Source organism: Catellicoccus marimammalium M35/04/3, from assembly GCF_000313915.1.
Taxonomy (GTDB): domain Bacteria; phylum Bacillota; class Bacilli; order Lactobacillales; family Catellicoccaceae; genus Catellicoccus; species Catellicoccus marimammalium.
Map to the genome: position 1 here is coordinate 1 of NZ_AMYT01000008.1, position 14,852 is coordinate 14,852.

Below are 14,852 nucleotides of genomic sequence, written 5' to 3' on the forward strand. Positions count from 1 at the left end.
CTCGACATCAACCTCTTTTGTTGACAATAGTTATCATAATCCGGTCTTCTTTTTTTGTTAATATTGAAATTTTTTTCAATACTGACGTTTTTTTCAGTTCCATCTTTTTGGATAGCACTTATTTTTGAGTTTCTTTGTGAAAAAGAGTACGATAAATACGAACACAATGGAAAGGATGATCATTATGGATACATGGAAGGAATTTCTTTCTTATCTTGTAGGAAACTTTGATAATCGTCAGCAGTGGGAAGAAAAAAAGAGCGAAGATTTTCCCTTTGCTAAACACAAAAACACACTTGTTACAGATAAAATCCAACAACTTCCAGAAGAAAAAATGGCTTTTCTTTTAGAAGAAAACACTTATTTATTACAAGGAAAAAACAAAACTTCTGCTCACCTCTTCCAATTTATGCCTATCAGCGAAAATAAAATTAAGATGTATTCTTATCGCTTACCTAAAGGAACAGATGGAAAAGTGATTAAAACAGTTGCTACTTTTCCCACTATCAATTATTGTGAATTACAAAAAAGCTCACAATTTGAAGAAGCAATCTTTGAACGAACAGATGAAGGTCATTGGACTACACATAGTGTGAGTCAAACAGGAAAAGATCGTTATTTTGTTTTAAATGAATGTTTTACACCAAATCAATTACAAGTAGATGAAAAAATCTATGCTCATGAAAAACTAATTTTTGGCTTCTCAGAACCGATTCTTTACGATCGTCAAATCTAAAAATGAATGAATAAAAAATAAAAGGACGAGAAAACTTCCTCGTCCTTTATCATTCTACTCTTTATATTTTAAGCTGAAAAATAGTGATAGTAAAAATAAAACCAAAAAAGCTCCACCACAAAATAAGGTTAATAATCTTAAAGTGGAACTATGGAACCAAATTTGAGCTGTACTTAAAAGGACAACTAAAATTGGAAAGAGCCATAAAGCAATTTTACCAATATGAGCGTAAATATATTTTTCTTTTTCACTAAGATGGCTAGAAAATAAATTCTTTATAAAATCAATCATCGTTCTTTCTTACTTACCCTTCATTTTTATCCTACATTTATTGTAACACCGTTTTTTTCTAATATCTTTATCCTACTCTTATTATCACTAATACTTTTTGAATTTATGGATTATGCCAAAAACATTCCAAAGCGAGTTACTCTGTATTTTTATAAAATCTCTTTTCTTACTTTCCAATTGCTCTTTGATTATACAAAGCAAAAAAAAGAGTCTTCAAAAGAGAAGACTTTTAAAGACTCTTGATTCATTATTCTACTGTTACTGATTTTGCTAAGTTACGAGGTTTATCTACATCGTATCCTTTTTGTAGGGTTGTGTAGTAAGCTAATAATTGGCATGGAACAACAGAAACTAATGCTGTCATTAATGGATGAATATTTTCTAACACAAAAGTTGTTTTTTCGTTAGCTAATTCTTCTGTCGCAATAGAAATTACTTCAGCTCCACGACTTTGAACTTCTTCAATATTTCCTCGTGTTTGGGCTACTGTCGTTGGATCTGTCATTAAAACGACTACTGGAACTCCTTCTTCAATTAAAGCGATTGGTCCATGTTTTAATTCCCCTGCTGCAAATCCTTCCGCTTGAATATAAGAAATTTCTTTTAATTTCAAAGCCGCTTCTAAAGCAACATAATAATCGTTATAACGACCTAAGTAGAAAGTAGAAGAAGCTTGAGCTAAATAACGATCTGCTAATTCTGCTAATTCATCGCGTTGCGCCAATACACTCGCTTGAGCATTCGCTACGATAGATAATTCATGGAAGACATCTACTTTTTTCGCTTCTTCTTTTCCTAAATAAGCCCCTAAATTTTGAGCTAAAATAGATAGGACAGCTACTTGAGCTGTATACGCTTTTGTTGAAGCCACTGCGATTTCTGGACCTGCATGTAATAATAAGGTTGCATTCGCTTCACGAGATAACGTAGATCCTTCTACGTTCGTTAAAGTTAACATTGGATATCCCTGTTCTTTTACTTTTACTAATACTTGACGGCTATCCGCAGTTTCTCCACTTTGACTAATAAAGATGAAGAATGGACGTTCTGATAATACAGGTTGATGATAACCAAATTCACTTGCAATATGTACTTCTACTGGAATTCCTGCCCAGTTTTCGATTAAGTTTTTACCAATCCAACCCGCATGAGCACTTGTTCCACAAGCTACAATATAGATACGATCGCTTTGTGCTACTTGAGCTAATAAATCTTGAGAAATTGGTTTTTCTTGATATGCTTGAATAATTTTACGCATTACTGCTGGTTGTTCATCAATTTCTTTTAACATGTAGTGTTCATAAGTTCCTTTATCAATGTCACTCATATCTACTTTTGCTTCAAAAGGAGTACGTTCTTGTACTTGCCCTTGGACATCTTCAATCACTACATCCTCTTTTGTTAAAATTACCAATTCTTTATCCATAATTTCTAAGAATTGTTTTGTATAAGCAACCATAGCCATGGCATCACTACATACTACATGAAAGTCTTCTCCAATGCCGACTAATAATGGACTTTTATTTTTCGCTACATATAATGTATTTTCATCTTGAACATCAATCAAAGCTAACGCATATGAACCTTCTAATTCAGATAATACTTTTTTGAATGCTTCTTTTGTCGATAAACCTTCTTTGGCAAAATGACCTACTAATTGGACAATCACTTCTGTATCTGTATCACTATGGAAGTTCACATCACGTAAATATTTTTCTTTTAGCTCTTTATAATTTTCAATAACCCCATTATGCACTAAAGCATAACGTTGATCTTCTGAACAATGTGGGTGTGCATTATCTTTTGTTGGTTTGCCGTGTGTTGCCCAACGAGTGTGACCAATTCCTAATGCTCCACTTACATTTTCTTTTTCTACTGCCGCACGTAAGTTTTTAATGCGACCTACTTCTTTTACTAATTGTTCTTTATTTCCATCTAAGACAAAGATTCCTGCTGAATCATAGCCTCGATATTCTAATTTTTCTAATCCTTGTAATAACATTTCAGTGGCATTTTGATTTCCAACCACTCCGACGATTCCACACATAATAGCCTCCTACAATTTCTAAACTTCAAATGATATAAATTAAATTGGTATATTCCATTACTATTTCTTTACCTCTTGATTTAACATCGTAAATATAGCACCTTAAAAGATTCATGTCAAACTTTTATTTAAATTGGTATATATTGAATTCTCATATTATAGAAAATAAAAAAAGGATTTGAATTCCGATGCTCTTTTCGTTATAATATACAACAATGAAAATTTAATAGTAAAGGAATGGTGAGATGCAATTTATCGGAATTATTGGTGTTGTCATTTTAATCGGAATTTTATTCTTACTAAGTGACAATCGTAAAAACATTCGTTGGAAGTATCCAATCATCTTATTGGTACTCGCTGCAGTGTGTGCTTTTATTTTCTTAAATACTCAATTTGGGATTGCAGCAGCGAATGGAGTTGCTAGCTTCTTTAATTACTTAACAACCGCAGCGATGAGTGGGGTAGAATTTGTATTTGGTAATTTAACAAACAAAGGTCAAATTACTTTCATCTTAAATACATTAATGCCTATTTTATTCATCAGTGTATTAGTTGGTTTATTATTGAAGTTTGGAATTTTACAATTCATCAGCAAATGGTTAGGAAAAGCATTAGGAATTATTTCTGGAGAAGATGAGTTAATTTCTTTCAACTCAATCAATGCTTTTATGTTAAGTCAAAGTGGAGTATTCGTCTCTGCGAAGGAATTTATCGATAATTTGAACCCACGTCAAATTTACGCTATGGCGATTTGTGGGGTAAGTACCATTTCTAGTACAATTATCGGTGCCTACTTACAAATGTTAGAACCACGTTATGTTGTAACAGCTACTGTAATGAACATCTTCATGGGATTATTTGTTATCAATATTGTCTTCCCTCGCGATGTCAACAATGAGGCAGAAGTAGATATGAGCTTTATTGATAACAAACCAGCTGGAAATGTTCTACAAGTAATTGGAGATTACGCTACAACTGGTTTTAACACTGTTATCGCTATCGGTATCAGCTTAATGGCTTTCTTAGCATTAATTCAATTATTAAATATGATTTGTGATGGCGCTTTTGGCATCGATTTCCAACATATTTTAGGATACGTTTTCAGTCCATTAGCTTGGATTATGGGATGTGGTAACGAATCATTAGAAGTTGGAAACTTAATTGCTACAAAATTAGTTTCTAACGAATTCGTTTCTATCTCTAGCATGGCCAACATGGATCTTTCAAACCACGCAAAAGCAATCGCTTCTGTATCTATGCTTTCATTTGCGAATTTATCTTCTATCGGTATCGTTGGAGGAGCAATTTCAGGAGTTAGCGAAAAACAAAGCGATGTCTTCTACAAAAAAGGATTTAAAGTGTTACTTGTAGCCTTTATTTCTTCTTTAATTGCAGGTTCTATCGTAGGTATCTTTGTTGCCTAATCATAAAGACAAAAAGAGTCGAGAAATTCTCGACTCTTTTTTTATTCTTCTACAGCGGTAGATACTTCTTCTTTTTCAGAAGAATCATCCTCGGTTATTTCTTTTTCTTCTTTTGAATTTAAAGAATCATCTTCTTTATCTTCTATCACATCTTTAGAGGTTGGTTGGATATTCACTTCTTTTTTAGTGACCACTTTTTCTTCTGGCAAAGGAACAGTAATCTCTTCTTCTTTTGGTGTAGAATCTGTAGGAGAAGTATTTACTTTGTCTACTTCTTTTTTGTCAGTTACTTCTTCTTTTGTTCCTTTTTTCTCTTCATGACGTAGTGCAAGTAACGCTCCACCAATCACTGTTAAACCACCTAAACAAATCCACAATCCTTTTTGACCTTTTGTCATTTTGATCGCCTCTTTTTCTTTTTTTCTTACACTTTTATTATAGCAAAAAAGAAAATTTTTCTCTGCTTTTAGGATTGTACTAATTTTGTAAATTCTTGTTGTAGAGGAATATTTTTTGTTGGATAAAAAAGAATATTTCCATTCTCTTCTTTTCCTTCATTTACAAGAACTATTGGCTCTCCTTGATGAATAGCAAAAAGATAACGACGAATTTGATTATCTTTTCCTGGAGTCGAAGCATAGGCAGCGACGACATTATAGGCTCCTTCTTGAGTATTTCCATCTGCACTAGCTACAATAGGAGCAGTTTGTCCTTCTACTGCAAATCCTTTTCCATCTTGGAAAAAACTTGCGGTCATATAAATGGAATTACGATTAGGATTGACGTCTCCTTGAGTATAATTTTGGTCCATCTCTTGTTCCCATTCTTTCATATACTGACCCAGTTGTTGATTCTTTTGCGCATTCCAATAGACGTTACCTGAAGATTTTGTACTTTCTTCTTGTTGGATGGATGACTCCTGAGTATCTGCTACTTTTACTTCTTCTTTTACAGACTCGTTTTCTTCTTTCTTTTTATTTTGACATGCTTCTAATTTTTTCTCTGCTTTATCTTTTAATGGAGCATAGCCATTTTTTACTTTTGTAACATCTGTATATAACTTTTCAGCTGTAGAAAGATCTCCAGCCTCTTCTTGTGCCTTTGCCTTTTGGTAAGAACGAATCTGTAGACGATACCCTTTTACTTGTGCTGTATTTTTATACTTTGCTGCTTCGTCTAAATCATGCAACGCTGTGTTCCAATTTTCTTGATCGATATTATCTTCTGCTCGGGCTAAGTCTTTTTGGTAATCTTCTTCGTTTAAAGAAGCACTGGAAGCAGAGGTGGAAGATGAAGAAGTGGTTGTTTCTTCTTTTACTCCACAAGCAGTAAGTAGTGATAATCCAATCATTAAACTGATTCCAATTTTTACTTTCATTTTTTCCCTCATACATTAAGTAAAAAAGAGAGACAAGGAACTCCTTATCTCTCTCCTTTATTTTGTTTGTTTTTATGCTTTTTCTTCGTTTAATTCTACTAATTTAATAATAGTATCTACTGCTTTTTTCATTGTGTCTACAGAGATAAATTCAAAACGACCATGCATGTTTTCTCCACCAGTAAAGATGTTAGGTGTAGGAATACCCATAAAGCTGATCTTAGAACCATCTGTTCCTCCACGAACTGGTTTCACATCTGGAGTAATGCCTACTTCGCGCATTGCTTCTTCTGCTAAGTCGATGATAGACATATCTTTTTCAATCACTTCACCCATGTTGTAGTATTGATCGTTCAATGTAATTTGAACACGTTCCATGCCTAATACTTCATTCATACGTTTAGCGATAAATTGCATTGTTTGTTTACGATCTTCAAATTTATCATGATTATGATCACGAATAATGTAAGCTGCATTTGCTTCTTCTTCATTTCCGCTTAAATCATATAAGTGATAGAATCCTTCATAACCGTCTGTATTTTCTGGTGTTTCTAAGTTTGGTAAGTAGTTATCAAAGGCAATCGCTAATTTCAAAGCATTAACCATTGTATCTTTCGCTGTACCTGGGTGAACATTTTTACCAACAAATTTAATTTGTGCATCTGCGGCATTAAATGTTTCATATTCTAATTCACCTAATGGACCACCATCAATAGTGTAAGCAAAGTCCACATCAAAATCATTGACATCAAACTTATCAGCACCGATACCAATTTCTTCATCTGGACCAAAACCAACCATGATTTTACCATGTTTAATTTCTGGATGTTTAATGAAATATTCCATTGCTGTCATAATTTCAGCAATTCCTGATTTATCATCGGCACCTAATAAAGTAGATCCATCGGTAGTAATTAATGTATTTCCTTCATAATTGTGTAAGTTAGGGAAATCTTTAGGACTTAATACATATTTTCCTTCTTTATCAAGAGGAATATCTGATTTTCCATCGTAATTTTCAACGATTTGTGGATTTACACCTTCAGCGTTGAAGTCAGCAGTATCCATATGAGATAAGAAACCGATACTACGAACTCCTTCTTTGTCTGTATTTGCTGGTAAAGTCGCAATTACATAACCATTATGTTCGTTGTAATGAACATCGCTCATCCCTAACTCTTTTAATTCTTCCATCATCATTTTTGCAAATTCTACTTGTGATGGAGTAGATGGAGTAGTTGTGCTAGTTGCATCTGAACGTGTATTAATTTTTACATATTTTAGGAAACGAGGTACTAAATTTTCGTACATCTTTCTTCCTCCTTTAAATCCATAATATATATATTAGTAAGCGACAAAAGGATTAGTATCCTCTTGACTGGCAAATATCTCTACTTCCCAGTGGTTCGCTTGCTTCCAACCTTCTAATAGCGTAACAAGACGCTCTTTACAATAATTTTCAATATAGTGACCCGCATCAATGACAGACATTCCTGTTTCTAACATATCATGTCCTGTATGATAATAAACGTCACCAGTAATATAAACATCTGCTCCCTTACGTAAAGCATCTGAATAAAATTTTTGTCCACTTCCACCACAAATGGCCACTCTTTGTACCATTGGATTATCTTCTTTTGAAATTAATCGTACATGATCAACGTGGAACTTCTCTTTTATTTTATCAGCTAATTCCTTTAATGAGCAAGGTGCAGATAAATTCCCAATTCTACCAATTCCAAAGGTTTGTGTTGGAACAGTTGTTGGGAAACATTGATAACTTGGTGTTTCATAAGGATGGTGTTCTAACAGTGCCGCAATCACTGAAGATAATGAAGCTTGATCCACTAAAACTTCAATTTTTTCTTCTGCGACTTCCTCTAATTGATTTTCACTACCAATAAAAGGATTAGCATCCATTGTCGGTTCGAAACGACCTAAACCGACCGTACTAAAACTACATTTTTCATAAGCACCAAGCGTCCCTGCTCCAGCTTCTGCTAAAGCAGAGCGAACCGTCTGAGCATATGCTGTAGGTACCATAGTTTGTAGAATATAATAAGGAAATTCATGGGTCTGTGTCAAAAATGTTGTCTCATGAACACCTAAAGCTTCACAGAACCAATCGTTTAATCCGTCTTCTACAATGTCCATATTTGTATGTGCAGCATACACTGCGATATGATGTTCAATCAAATCTAAATACATATTCGTTTGTGGATCTGCATCCGTCAATCGTTCTGCTGGTCGAAATAGTGGTGGATGCTTAGCAATAATTAAATCCACTTCTTTCTCAATTGCCTCAGCAACAACATTGGGACGGACATCTAAAGTAATCATTACTCGTTGAACTTCTTTATTCAATGTGCCAATATGTAGCCCATTTGGATCTCCTTTTTCTCCTAAAGAAAGTGGAAAATGTTGTTCAAAGCGAGCAATCAACTCTGTTCCTAACATGACAGCACCTCTTTAAGTTCTTTTATCTTTTGGGCAATGTAATTTGCCTTCGCTGTTCCTTCAGGGATTTTTTGATATACTCTTTGGTAATTTTCTAACTCTTTTTGTTGTTTTTCTTGAAATTCTACACTTTTCTCTGCTAATAAGAAAGGACCAAAACGTAATTCTAAATGTGAATACGTAGGAACTTCTTCTGTATATTGAGCAGTGATAATTTCGTAAGTTCCTTTTCTTTCTGTTAATAAAGACTCATTGGTGATTGTATACCCATGTTGAGTTAACCAAAAGCGAACCAGATGTTCATCTGTATTTGGTTGCAATACTAATTCTTTTACAGGTAGTAATCCATCTTCCCAGCCTTTAGCTAAAATTGAAACAATGGTCTTTCCACCCATTCCACAAATCGTAATCGTATCGATATGATCATCTGTAGTTAAAGTTTCTACTCCGCTACCAAAACGCAATTCAATTTGCTTTGATAATCCAGCTTTGGCAACATTTGCTCGACCATTTTCTAAAGGGCCTTCCGCAATTTCACTACCAATAACGTAAGAAGCAATCTGATTTTCAATCAAATATACTGGTAAATAGGCATGATCCGTACCAATATCGGCCACTCGACTTCCTGGGGTTATTTCTTTTGCTACGCGCAATAAACGTTCTGAGTTTAACTCTTGTTTCAAATTCTTCACCATAACTTTCTAAAAATTTACCTTTAGTATATCATGTTTTATTCGTTGGCTTCATTTGCTTTTACAAAATAGATTAACGTTTGTAATTCGGTTGTTAAATCAATATTTTGTACTTGTACCCCTTTTGGTACTGATAAATGTTGTGGAGTAAAGTTTAAAATCCCTTTGACTCCTGCATCCACAAGAGCATCAGCTGCTTCTTGTGCTTGTTCTTCTGGAATCGTTAAAACGGCAATTTCAATATTTTGACGATGAATTTGTTGTTTTAAATCTTTCATATCATATACTGGAACGCCATCAATAATACGGCCTACTAAATCTTCACGAATATCAAAAGCACAGCTTACGCGAATATTTTTTGTATTTTGAAATTTAAAGTTTAAAATCGCACTTCCTAAATTCCCAATACCAACAACAGCGACATTCATCAGACGATCTTCATTTAAAATTTCAGAGAAAAAGCATAAAATGTGGTGAACATCATAACCATAACCACGTTTCCCTAATTCACCAAAATAAGAAAAATCACGACGAATGGTTGCGCTATCAACATGAACAGCAGCGCTTAAATCAGCGGACGAAAACTTTTGTACGCCTTCTTCTTCTAATGTGCGAACATAGCGATAATAAATCGGTAGGCGTTTTGCCGTTGCTTTGGGAATCATTAATTCTTTTTTTCTAGACATATTTTTATTCCTTTCTTCATACATTACACATACTTTTACCAATTCTATTTTATCATAGCTTTGTGAAAAATGTCTAAAATATAGACGCAATTTTGTCAGTAGTCACTTATAAAAATATCATGTAGAATAAAAATAGAAATGGAATGAGAAACGGAGAAAATTATGATTATCTTACAATTACAAGACGTAGCGCGTCATTTTGGAGCAGACGTCTTATTTTCACATGTACAAATGGAAATTCAAGATAAAAGTAGAATTGCTCTTGTCGGTCGAAATGGAGCTGGAAAATCTACTTTGTTAAAAATTATCGCAGGAGAAACTCGTCCTGATGAAGGAGAAGTAATTAAAAGAAAAGATTTAACGATTGGATATTTGGAACAAAATACAGGTTTACATAGTCAAAAAACCATTTATCAAGAAATGTTAGAACCTTTTTCTCCTTTAATTCAAAAGGAAAAAGAACTACGTCGATTAGAGAATGAAATGGCAGAAGTTAGCGGCGAAGAACTGACACGTTTGATGCAACAATACGACCAATTACAGCATCAATTTCAAGAAGAAAACGGCTATGCCTATGAATCAGAAATTCGTTCAGTTCTCCATGGATTCCAATTTTATGAATCTGATTTTGACACCCCAATTTCTGACCTTTCTGGAGGACAAAAAACACGTTTAGCCTTGGCAAAAATGTTACTTACTTGCCCAGATTTATTAATTTTGGATGAACCAACGAACCACCTAGATATTGAAACTTTACGTTGGTTAGAAAATTATTTACAAGGTTATGTTGGTGCTCTACTTATTGTCAGCCACGACCGTTATTTCTTAGATAAAGTCGTTAATGAAGTCTATGAGTTAGAGTTTGGGCAATGTAAGCATTATGTTGGAAACTACACACAATATACGATTGAAAAAGAAACGCAATTGCTTTCTCAACAAAAACAATATGAAAAGCAACAACAAGAAATTAAAAAAATGGAAACTTTCATTCAAAAGAATATGGCTCGTGCTTCTACGACGAAACGAGCTCAAAGTCGTCAAAAACAATTGGAAAAAATGGATCGCATTGTAGCGCCAACCGCGAATACGGAATCTGTCCGTTTACATTTTCCAATTGATCAACCTTCTGGAAATGTAGTCTTACAAACAGAAGATTTAGCTATTGGCTATGAAACTCCTTTAGCAAAGAACATTCAAATGGATATTCGTAAACAAGAAGCCATTGCCATTGTGGGACCTAACGGAATTGGTAAGTCTACGCTTTTAAAAACCATTATGAAACAAATTCCTTCACTAGCAGGAACAATTCATTTTGGTACTAATGTAGAAATTGGTTATTATGACCAAGAACAAGCTTCTTTACATCCTAAAAAAACTGTATTACAAGAATTATGGGATGAACATCCGTTAACCAACGAAAAAGATATTCGTACGGTACTTGCCAGTGTTTTATTTAAAGGAGAAGATATTAAAAAGACTGTTGCTCAACTCTCTGGTGGCGAAAAAGCTCGCCTATTGTTGGCAAAACTTGCAATGCAAAAAGAAAACTTCTTAATTCTAGATGAACCAACAAACCATTTAGATTTAGATAGTAAAGAAGTATTAGAAGACGCTTTAATTCATTATGAAGGTACTCTTCTATTTGTGAGTCATGACCGTTATTTTATTAATCGTATCGCAACAAAAATCATTGAATTAACTCCTGAAGGATCGATTTTGTATCACGGAGATTACGATTATTATGAAGAGAAAAAAGCAGAAGAAGAAGAAAAAAAATCTCTTTTAAAAGAAGAAGAACAAAAAGAAGAAATTATCTCTTCTACTAAAGCTCAATATTTATCTTCAAAAGAAGAACAAAAAGAACGTCGTAAATTACAACGAGCAGTTGATGCTTTAGAAGAAAAAATGGAAGAATTAGAACAAAAAATCACACAAATCCAAGAAGAAATGTGTCTTCCTGAATATCAAAATGACTCCTATGCCTTAAATCAAATGCATGAAACTGTAGCTCAACTCGAAGAAGAGTATGAGCAAGCCGCAGAAGAATGGGAAGAAAAAGCCCTTCTTTTGGAGGAATAAACAGAATCGTTGCATTTCAATAATGCCTCTTGTATAATAGAGGCATATTAAGGGGACGTTACGGATTCGACAGGTATAGTTCGAACTTGAGTAGCATTCCGTAGTGCATCTACGTTAAAAGGCACAGTTAAATATAACTGCAAAAGAAAACAATAACAACTTCGCATTAGCTGCCTAATAAGCAGTGGCGAAAGCTAAGAATTCTATCGCCCATGTGGAATTCTTGGTTTCAGAGAAAGTGGGATACGATTTATTTTGCCGTCTGAGAAATAAATAAGAGAATTCCAGACTAGCTTTTATTAGACGTGTTGTTTCGTTCCTAATAAAAGCGAATGAATATAAAGCAACTATGAGTGTAGAAGCTGAAGTGGCGATATATTTGGACGTGGGTTCGACTCCCACCGTCTCCATAACAAAAAAGGATACGGAATTTTCCGTATCCTTTTTCTTTTCTCTATTTCATTCATCCCTAATTTATTGATTGATAATTAGTCATCACTATCCCAAATAAAAATGTATTCATATGTATAAATGGCAATTTATAATAATTACTTTTTTTCTCAATATGAATACTCTTTCTTTTAAGCTCATTATACATAAATGCCATACAATTTTGTTTTCATTTTTTGCAAACACTTATGAATAAAAAAACAATGGCAAGAATTATCTACCATTGTTTTTCCGTATTAATTACTTATTTTTCCTTGTATAAGTAAGCGTTTGTTTTTCTTCTCCTGATGCGCTATACCAAGAAATTTTGTGTTGTTCTGGTGTAGTTTCTACTATAGCATAACTTGCTTTTGGTGGTAAATTTCTTGGAAATTCTAAGCTTCCTGGATTGATAATCAAACGATCACTCTCCTCAGCATATTGAACAAAAGGCACATGAGTATGACCATAAACGACAATTTGTGCCCCTTTTTCTGCTGCTAATAAATCTAAAGATAATAAACCAAAATTAACTTGTGCCTGATGTCCATGACCCAAAAAGATTGTTTCTCCTTCTTTTTCAATTATTCTTTCTTTTGGTTTTTGTTCAGAAGGAAAATCACAGTTTCCTGCCACTGCCATTATTTTTTTAAAAATTGGATCTTGATCTTCTAATTCACTATCTCCAGCATGTAAAATTAAATCTACTTCCTTTTCATGACGTTGAATTGCTTGTTCTAGTCGTTTCGTTTGACCATGTGTATCACTCATCAATAGTAGTTTCATTCATCCAATCCTCCCATACTTTTTCTAAACGTTTTAAAGCTACTGCACGATGACTTAATTGATTTTTTTGTTCTGGAGATAATTGTGCCATCGTACAATCTAATTCTGGTAAATAGAATAATGGATCATAGCCAAATCCATTTTCTCCTTCTGGGAAGGAATGAATTAACCCTTCCACTTCTCCTTCAACAATTAATGGTTCTTTATGCGGAGCAACAAAAGCCAAGGTACAATGGAAATGAGCTGTTCTTTCCAAAGCAGGAACTCCTGCTAACTCACTCAATAATTTGGCATTATTCGCTGCATCATCATGATCTTTAGCAAAACGAGCGGAATAAATCCCTGGTTTTCCATGAAGTGCATCGACACATAGACCAGAATCATCCGCTAATACAGGACGCTGTAATAAGTCCGCAATGGTTTGTGCTTTTTGTAGAGCGTTCTCTGTAAACGTAGAACCTGTTTCTGCGATATCACCAATTTCTGGAAAATCTAGTAATGTTTTTACTGTATATCCTTTTTCACCAAATAAATTCGTAAATTCTTTTGCTTTACCTTTATTTTTTGTAGCAATTACGATTTCTTTTTCTGTCATCTTTCCTTTTTCCTTTCCAAAGTTCCATTGCGCTGCGATTTGATTATATTGTTGGCTCAATATAGCTAAGTTTTCATTCCATTCTGGCATGGTTTGGATTGTCTTCATTTGACACTCTGTTAAATCTCCATAATCATTAAAACCAACGCATAAGTCTTCATTTTCTATCACTAAGCTTGTAGATAAATCATGGTAGAAAGAACAAAGGAAATAGCATCCATTATAAATCGTAGATAGAGACACTTGACCATACGTTTCTACTTTGATGATTCCTGTCAATTCTTTTTTAGCTAAACGAAGAAGATAGTTTTGTATCGTTTCTGGAATATTTTGCCAAATCAATTGTGAATTAGGTTGATAAGAAAAAATCGCAAAGCCTTTTTCTTCTTCGACTTGAATTACGGTTTCTTTTTCAAAAGAAGACCAGTTTAATTTTTTAATTTTTTGTTCCATCATATCCTCTTTTCTTCCAATCAAAGATCTTAATTCTTGTTGTTTCCATTGGTAGATGTGGCAACATTTGTTCTAAATGCTGCGTAAATGCTTCTTTTCCTGTTGTAATATAAAAAGTAAAAGTTGCCTTTTTGTCTTCTTTAGGGACATAGTTTTTTGCTTGTCGAGCTACTTCTTCCGCTGGATTTACCCAATGGATAGAAGGTAAATATTTTTGAAAGTTCGCTTGCCAAATAGGAAAATGAGTACATCCTAAAATCACTGTATCAATTTTTGAATCTTGTTGATATAATTTTGTCCAATGTTGGAAAATCGCTTGTTCTTTCTCTTTTTGAGCAACATGAGTTTTTTCAATTAACGTCACAAAATCAGGACAAGCTTCTTGAACGACTTGACAATCTGGCGCCAACTCTTTCAATTTTTGTAAATAAGCTTCACTTTGGACGGTTCCTCTTGTTGCTAAAACACCAATATGTCGATTATTACTTTTTTCTAATGCTAATTGACTTCCTGGCTGAATCATTCCTACGACTGGAATCGATAATTCTTCTTGTAAAATATGAAAACTTGCTACAGTTGCGGTATTACAAGCAATAACTAAAAGATCAATATTTTCTTCTTGATATAAAAACTGAGCGATATTTTCAACATATTCATGAACTTGAGCTAATGGTTTTTCTCCATAAGGCATATGAATTTCATCCCCAAAGTAAACATATTCCTGAGCTCCTAAATTTTCAATCAATGTTTTTAAAACGGTTAATCCACCAATTCCGGAATCTAATACGCCAATACGCAT

13 protein-coding genes and 1 other RNA gene are annotated in these 14,852 nt (G+C 33.9%); 4 read left to right on the top strand and 10 right to left on the bottom strand.

Translation table 11 applies throughout. The features are described 5' to 3' along the window. Positions 1-184: 184 nt before the first annotated feature. On the top strand, positions 185-736 hold the full coding sequence (locus C683_RS01055) for a hypothetical protein (RefSeq protein WP_009488483.1): 552 nt from the start codon (positions 185-187) through the stop codon (positions 734-736). A gap of 538 nt (positions 737-1,274) precedes the next feature. Here C683_RS01055 and glmS read toward each other — a convergent pair. After that, positions 1,275-3,074 (bottom strand): glutamine--fructose-6-phosphate transaminase (isomerizing), encoded by a 1,800-nt coding sequence (gene glmS / locus C683_RS01065; protein WP_009488485.1) that lies wholly within the window; start codon positions 3,072-3,074, stop codon positions 1,275-1,277. Between the two features lie 245 nt (positions 3,075-3,319). On the opposite strand from glmS, the gene C683_RS01070 reads away from it, so the two are divergent. Further along, positions 3,320-4,498: a nucleoside transporter C-terminal domain-containing protein gene (locus C683_RS01070; protein ID WP_009488486.1), complete on the top strand. Its 1,179-nt coding sequence runs from the start codon at positions 3,320-3,322 to the stop codon at positions 4,496-4,498. 41 nt (positions 4,499-4,539) lie between these two features. Here the strand turns inward: C683_RS01070 and C683_RS01075 are convergent, their stop codons facing one another. From C683_RS01075 to C683_RS01100, 6 genes are all read right to left on the bottom strand, one after another. Continuing rightward, entirely contained in the window at positions 4,540-4,896 is a 357-nt protein-coding gene (locus tag C683_RS01075; protein WP_009488487.1) for a hypothetical protein, read from the bottom strand. A 68-nt stretch (positions 4,897-4,964) separates the two neighbouring features. Beyond that, a complete protein-coding gene (locus C683_RS01080) occupies positions 4,965-5,876 on the bottom strand; it encodes a DUF4767 domain-containing protein (protein WP_009488488.1) in 912 nt (303 codons plus the stop codon). Between the two features lie 72 nt (positions 5,877-5,948). After that, positions 5,949-7,187: a peptidase T gene (pepT, locus tag C683_RS01085; protein ID WP_009488489.1), complete on the bottom strand. Its 1,239-nt coding sequence runs from the start codon at positions 7,185-7,187 to the stop codon at positions 5,949-5,951. A 33-nt stretch (positions 7,188-7,220) separates the two neighbouring features. Then, positions 7,221-8,333: a Nif3-like dinuclear metal center hexameric protein gene (locus C683_RS01090; protein ID WP_009488490.1), complete on the bottom strand. Its 1,113-nt coding sequence runs from the start codon at positions 8,331-8,333 to the stop codon at positions 7,221-7,223. Further along, entirely contained in the window at positions 8,327-9,016 is a 690-nt protein-coding gene (locus C683_RS01095) for a tRNA (adenine(22)-N(1))-methyltransferase (protein WP_161599363.1), read from the bottom strand. Before C683_RS01095 ends, C683_RS01090 begins: the two co-directional genes overlap by 7 nt. Positions 9,017-9,063: 47 nt before the next feature. Then, complete coding sequence (locus C683_RS01100) at positions 9,064-9,711, bottom strand: redox-sensing transcriptional repressor Rex (RefSeq protein ID WP_009488492.1); 648 nt, start codon at positions 9,709-9,711, stop codon at positions 9,064-9,066. A gap of 162 nt (positions 9,712-9,873) precedes the next feature. Between C683_RS01100 and C683_RS01105 the strand changes: the two genes are divergently transcribed. Then, a complete protein-coding gene (locus tag C683_RS01105) occupies positions 9,874-11,790 on the top strand; it encodes an ABC-F family ATP-binding cassette domain-containing protein (RefSeq protein ID WP_009488493.1) in 1,917 nt (638 codons plus the stop codon). A 51-nt stretch (positions 11,791-11,841) separates the two neighbouring features. After that, positions 11,842-12,203: a transfer-messenger RNA gene (ssrA, locus tag C683_RS06430) on the top strand. 277 nt (positions 12,204-12,480) lie between these two features. Here the strand turns inward: ssrA and C683_RS01110 are convergent. Genes C683_RS01110 through murI form a run of 3 tightly spaced genes read right to left on the bottom strand, consistent with a single transcriptional unit; the run spans position 12,481 to position 14,852 of the window. After that, on the bottom strand, positions 12,481-13,005 hold the full coding sequence (locus tag C683_RS01110) for a metallophosphoesterase (RefSeq protein ID WP_009488494.1): 525 nt from the start codon (positions 13,003-13,005) through the stop codon (positions 12,481-12,483). Then, positions 12,983-14,053, bottom strand: coding sequence for an XTP/dITP diphosphatase (locus C683_RS06435; RefSeq protein WP_009488495.1), 1,071 nt, complete (start codon positions 14,051-14,053; stop codon positions 12,983-12,985). Before C683_RS06435 ends, C683_RS01110 begins: the two co-directional genes overlap by 23 nt. Further along, the gene (gene murI, locus C683_RS01120; protein ID WP_009488496.1) at positions 14,037-14,852 is read right to left on the bottom strand and encodes a glutamate racemase; all 816 of its coding nucleotides are present in this window, start codon (positions 14,850-14,852) and stop codon (positions 14,037-14,039) included. Before murI ends, C683_RS06435 begins: the two co-directional genes overlap by 17 nt.